Here is a 4,589-nt window from a genome sequence, read left to right on the forward strand (position 1 = left end):
AATCGTAAAAACCTCATCTGTACCGGGTAATCCTGCTAATATTGTATTGGTTAATAGTGTTTTGTCATCCTCATTCAACTCGTCGAGGTAAAGCTTTGCGGCTGTTTGCTGCTCGATACTAAATTCATTATAAGCATTCTCCCGCTCTAAAATATAAAGATCGAAGGCCGCTAAAGCAGGAGCGTTGTATAGCAATGCCGAAGCACCGTTTACTAAGCGATGGTCAAGATGCGTACGGGTCCAGTCCAATACGGGCATAAAGTTGTAGCACACTGTAAAGATCCTTTCATGCGCTAAATTTTGCAGCGTTTGGATATAGTTATCAATGTACCTGTCACGCCCCGCACTTCCGGTTTTGATACTTTCATGAATATTCACACTTTCCACAACCGCCCAGTTAAAACCTGCACTTTCAATCATGGCCTTTCGCCGGCTGATCTCTTCACGGCTCCAAACATCACCGCAGGGGATATGATGAAGCGCGGTAACTATCCCGCTTGCCCCTGTTTGTTTTATTGCACTTAAAGTTACCGGGTCGCCGGGACCAAACCACCTGAAGGTTTGTTCTAAATCTGGTACCATACTATTTAAACGGATATTTATCAACGCGATAAATTTATGCAACCGATTGCATAAATTTCAATAATTTGTTAATAATTTTATACTTTTATCAACTAAACAATTTTGCGCCGCTATCATCAAGCCCGTAACATCGTTTAAGCACCTCAAATTAATTATATGCCGGGCAGCGAAAAAGAGATAACCATATATGACATTGCCGAAAAATTAAAGGTTTCGGCAGCTACGGTTAGCCGTGCGCTTAAAGATCATCCGCGGGTTAATAAAAATACCAACAAGAAGATCGTCAAAGCCGCCGAAGAAATGGGTTACCGCTCCAATTCATTCGCCAGCAATTTACGCCGCAAAAACAGCAATATTATCGGCGTAATTGTACCCCGGCTCAACAGCAGTTTCATGTCGGATGTTATCGCGGGCATCGAAAAAGTTGTGAACAATAATAATTACAATCTCATCATCAGCCAGTCGTTAGAGACAATGAAGAAGGAGATCAGCAATGCCAAAGCTATGCTGAATAACCGGGTCGACGGCCTGCTGGTTTCATTGGCTTACGACACCACCGGCATCGAGCATTTTGAACCTTTTATTAAGCGAAAGATCCCGGTGCTGTTCTTCGACAGGATCATTGAACATGCACATTACCCGCAGATCTATATCGATAATTTCAAGGCTGCCTACGAGGTAACCGACCACCTGCTTCAGCAAGGTTGCAAAAGGATAGTACATATTAACGGGAACCAATTGCGCAATGTTTACGCCGAGCGCCTTCGCGGGTATAAACAAGCACTTGAAGCACATCATATTGACTTTGACGAGCAACTGGTGATCATCAACGACCTGAGTGCTAAGGAATCTGCCGCGGCGGCCGAAGCTATTTTAAAAATGGATCCGCTTCCCGACGGCATATTTACAGTTAATGATGTGAGTGCCGTTAGCTGCATCCAGGTACTGAAAAAAGCAGGCATTAAAATCCCTGAACAAATAGCCATAGCCGGTTTTAATAATGACCCGGCAGCCTGCGTGATTGAGCCAAACCTCACTACCGTAAATTATAAAGGATATGAAATGGGTGAAGTTGCCGCAAGCATGCTTATCAACCATTTAACCAACCGGCAGGACCTGCAACAAACGCATAGCCTTATCCTCCGGTCGGAATTGATAGTACGCGAATCATCTTCCAGGAAAAAATAACATTTTTTAAACCTCCATGAACTCAAAAAACAAACTTGCTATCGTAACCGGCGGAGCCTCGGGCCTTGGACTTGCCACCACCAAAAAATTCACCGAACAAGGCATCAGAACCATCATCATTGGCCGGGACGAAGCAAAACTGATCGCGGCAGCACAGCAGTTTGGCGAACTTTGCAGTTATAAACAATACGACCTGAGCGATACAACCGGTATACCACAATTGATAGCAGAGATTGAAGCCGAATTTGGCGTTCCTGATATTTTGGTTAATAATGCCGGCATCAACCACAAAAAAGCTTTTGCCGAGGTAACTGATGAAGAATTTTCAAGGGTGATCCAAACTAACCTTACTTCGGTGTTTGCCATAAGCCGCGAGGTGGTAAAAAGCATGTTAAAAGCAGGCGGAGGAAGTATTGTTAACATCAGTTCGATGGCGGCGCAATACGGTATACCCTACGTTATTGCCTACTCAGCGTCCAAAACTGCCATCGAGGGCATGACAAGGGCTATGGCTACCGAGCTTTCGCCGCAAGGCATCAGGGTGAATTGCGTTGCTCCAGGTTTTATAGCTACAGATATGTCGGCAAAGGCGCTGGATAACGATCCTGCCCGCAAGCAAAAGGTAATGGGCCGCACCCCGATGGGTAAATTAGGCGAACCCGCCGATGTAGCCGAAGCCGTTTATTATTTAGCTACCGACAGCGCCAAATATGTAACCGGGGTTATTTTGCAGGTTGATGGGGGAAATTCGATAGGGTTTTAATAATTATAATAATTCAACGTCATGTTGAACTTGTTTCAACATCTCACTCGCTGAGCCATATGCTAAGTAAATCGCCTACCTTTCTTCTGGGGGCTGAAACAAGTTACCCATGACATAATAAATAAAGAATGTCCTTGTCAGCAGGTAAGCTTCGGGTGAAAGCGGGCAGAACAATGATGGCCTTGTGCGCAGGAAGGGGCATAGCAAGTTTTTGCAGAAGTATTGGCAAAGTGCGAGCGCAGCAGGGCAAAATAATTGCAGCCGTGGTTCTGTCCGATTTGCAGGGCAAAGGCCTGTGCGGCAAAGAAGCCTATCTGCTAACTTGATTTTTTGGTTACTTTTTTATCAAGAAAAAAGTAACTGGCCCCGCGCGGCCAAGAGCGCGACGATGTAAGTCCATAGAACAAAGATCGTTACCTACCTGTTGGGGATTGCTTCGTGCCTCGCAATGACGTGGTGGAGATGTCATTGCGCCTGCAGAGTTCAACGGATTTAAACACCCAGGATGACACGCTGGTAAATCACTTCCCTCCTCCTTCCTTTCCATAATGCATCAGTTTATTGGCCCAGGCAATAAAGTATTTTACGTTTGGTGCATCGGTATGGCCGCCGTCGTGTTGTCGCCAGGCCAACTCACCATTCAGCAAACCGGTACTAACCGGCGGCATCTTTTCGGTTTTATAATCATTTGAAACACCGATATCCTTTGCACCAAGCAGTTTAAATACGGAGCCGGCGGCGACAGTTGCCATATAGCTTCCCTGCTGATCAAGCCATTTGGCGTCGCCCTGCTCGGGGATACCGTAACTTATAAAAGTGAAGCGCGGCGCGCACAAGGCAATCAGCTCATGCGCGTCTACCGGGAGATCTTTCGCGGTTTTAGCACCGAATGTAGCTTCCGATGCGCCGTACTTCATAAAGTTACCGGCCATCCAGTAATATTCGCCGCCGGTAAGGCTTTCAACCGCCTCGCCAAAATTACGGCGGTGCAATTTAGCTCCCCCTTCTCCCGAAGAACCGATCAGCCCCATAGCAAACCTTGGCTCAAAGGCCAGTGTTACCAGAGCTGCCTTTCCATAACGGGAAACACCTTCAATGCCTACATGCCTGGCATCAACTGAGGGCTGTGTTTCCAAATAATCCAACGCACGTGCCGCTCCCCACGACCAGGCGCGTAAAGCTCCCCAGTCTTCGGGTTTGCGAGGTTGTCCTTTGTTTACTAAGCCGATGATCCCTTTGGTTAAACCCTCGCCGTTATCGGCCTGTATCGATGACGGATCTATCAACACATAACCCCAACCGTTGGCTATCAATTGCGTGGTAGTCGGCGGATCACCTTTGGTCACCTGGAAACCACCCGGCCCGAAAGGAGATTGTTCAGGAATAGGGTTATAGGCAGGATATTGTTCAAAAATGGTCTTTAATTCGGGATGCTCTTTTACAAGCAGCTCTTTCAGTGCGGTGTTGATCTTTTCAACATCTGTAGGTGAAGGTTGGGCAGGCGCAGGCAAAGCGCTGCGGCCAAACATCATCAATACAGGCACCGGCCCTTTGGCATTTGCGGGCACTACCAATGTCATTTCAATATTCACATTGATAAGCGGGTAAGCCGAATTACCAACATGGCCTATCAGCTGTTTGGCAATCACTGGAAAAAAACCAACGCGTTCCTTATCCGTAACTTTAACCGTCCAGGTTACTTTAGGTACATTAGCCGGGATGCGGCCATAAACCTCGCGCTCCATATCCTCTACAATTTCGGGGCGGCGCTGTTTCCACCACATTTCGGCAGTAGTTACCTTTTTGCCATTCTTTAAGGTAAGTGCATCCGGCAAAGTAGGGTAAGGATTAGCCAAGGCCTCATCATAATTGGCATGGTTAGGAGCAGATTCATCACCGCTGGGGCCATTGCGCAAGGTTTTGATCCCTAACTGTTTCATCATATTCTGATGATCCTGATCAGCAGTAAAATTTACCGGAGCGGCGTTTTGAGCTTTTGCTGCAACGGCACACGCGAGTAGAAAAAAGAATACAGTAGTTTTCATTCTCCTGGATT

4 protein-coding genes are annotated in these 4,589 nt (G+C 46.7%); 2 read left to right on the forward strand and 2 right to left on the reverse strand.

Features of this window, described 5'->3' with window-relative positions; all coding sequences use genetic code 11:
- Nucleotides 1–582 (reverse strand): mannonate dehydratase (gene uxuA, locus VF500_RS18060; protein WP_330861016.1); only part of this gene is annotated, 582 nt, incomplete at its 3' end.
- Nucleotides 583–738: 156 nt separating this feature from the next.
- On the opposite strand from uxuA, the gene VF500_RS18065 reads away from it, so the two are divergent.
- Nucleotides 739–1,770 carry a LacI family DNA-binding transcriptional regulator gene (locus VF500_RS18065; RefSeq protein ID WP_330861017.1) on the forward strand — a complete coding sequence of 344 codons (1,032 nt, stop codon included), beginning with the start codon at nt 739–741 and terminating at the stop codon, nt 1,768–1,770.
- A 16-nt stretch (nt 1,771–1,786) separates the two neighbouring features.
- A complete protein-coding gene (locus tag VF500_RS18070) occupies nt 1,787–2,533 on the forward strand; it encodes an SDR family oxidoreductase (protein WP_330861018.1) in 747 nt (248 codons plus the stop codon).
- Between the two features lie 521 nt (nt 2,534–3,054).
- Here the strand turns inward: VF500_RS18070 and VF500_RS18075 are convergent.
- On the reverse strand, nt 3,055–4,589 hold a 1,535-nt coding region (locus VF500_RS18075; protein WP_414688587.1), incomplete at its 5' end, for an acetylxylan esterase.

This window comes from Mucilaginibacter sp. (genome assembly GCF_036383575.1).
Lineage (GTDB): Bacteria > Bacteroidota > Bacteroidia > Sphingobacteriales > Sphingobacteriaceae > Mucilaginibacter.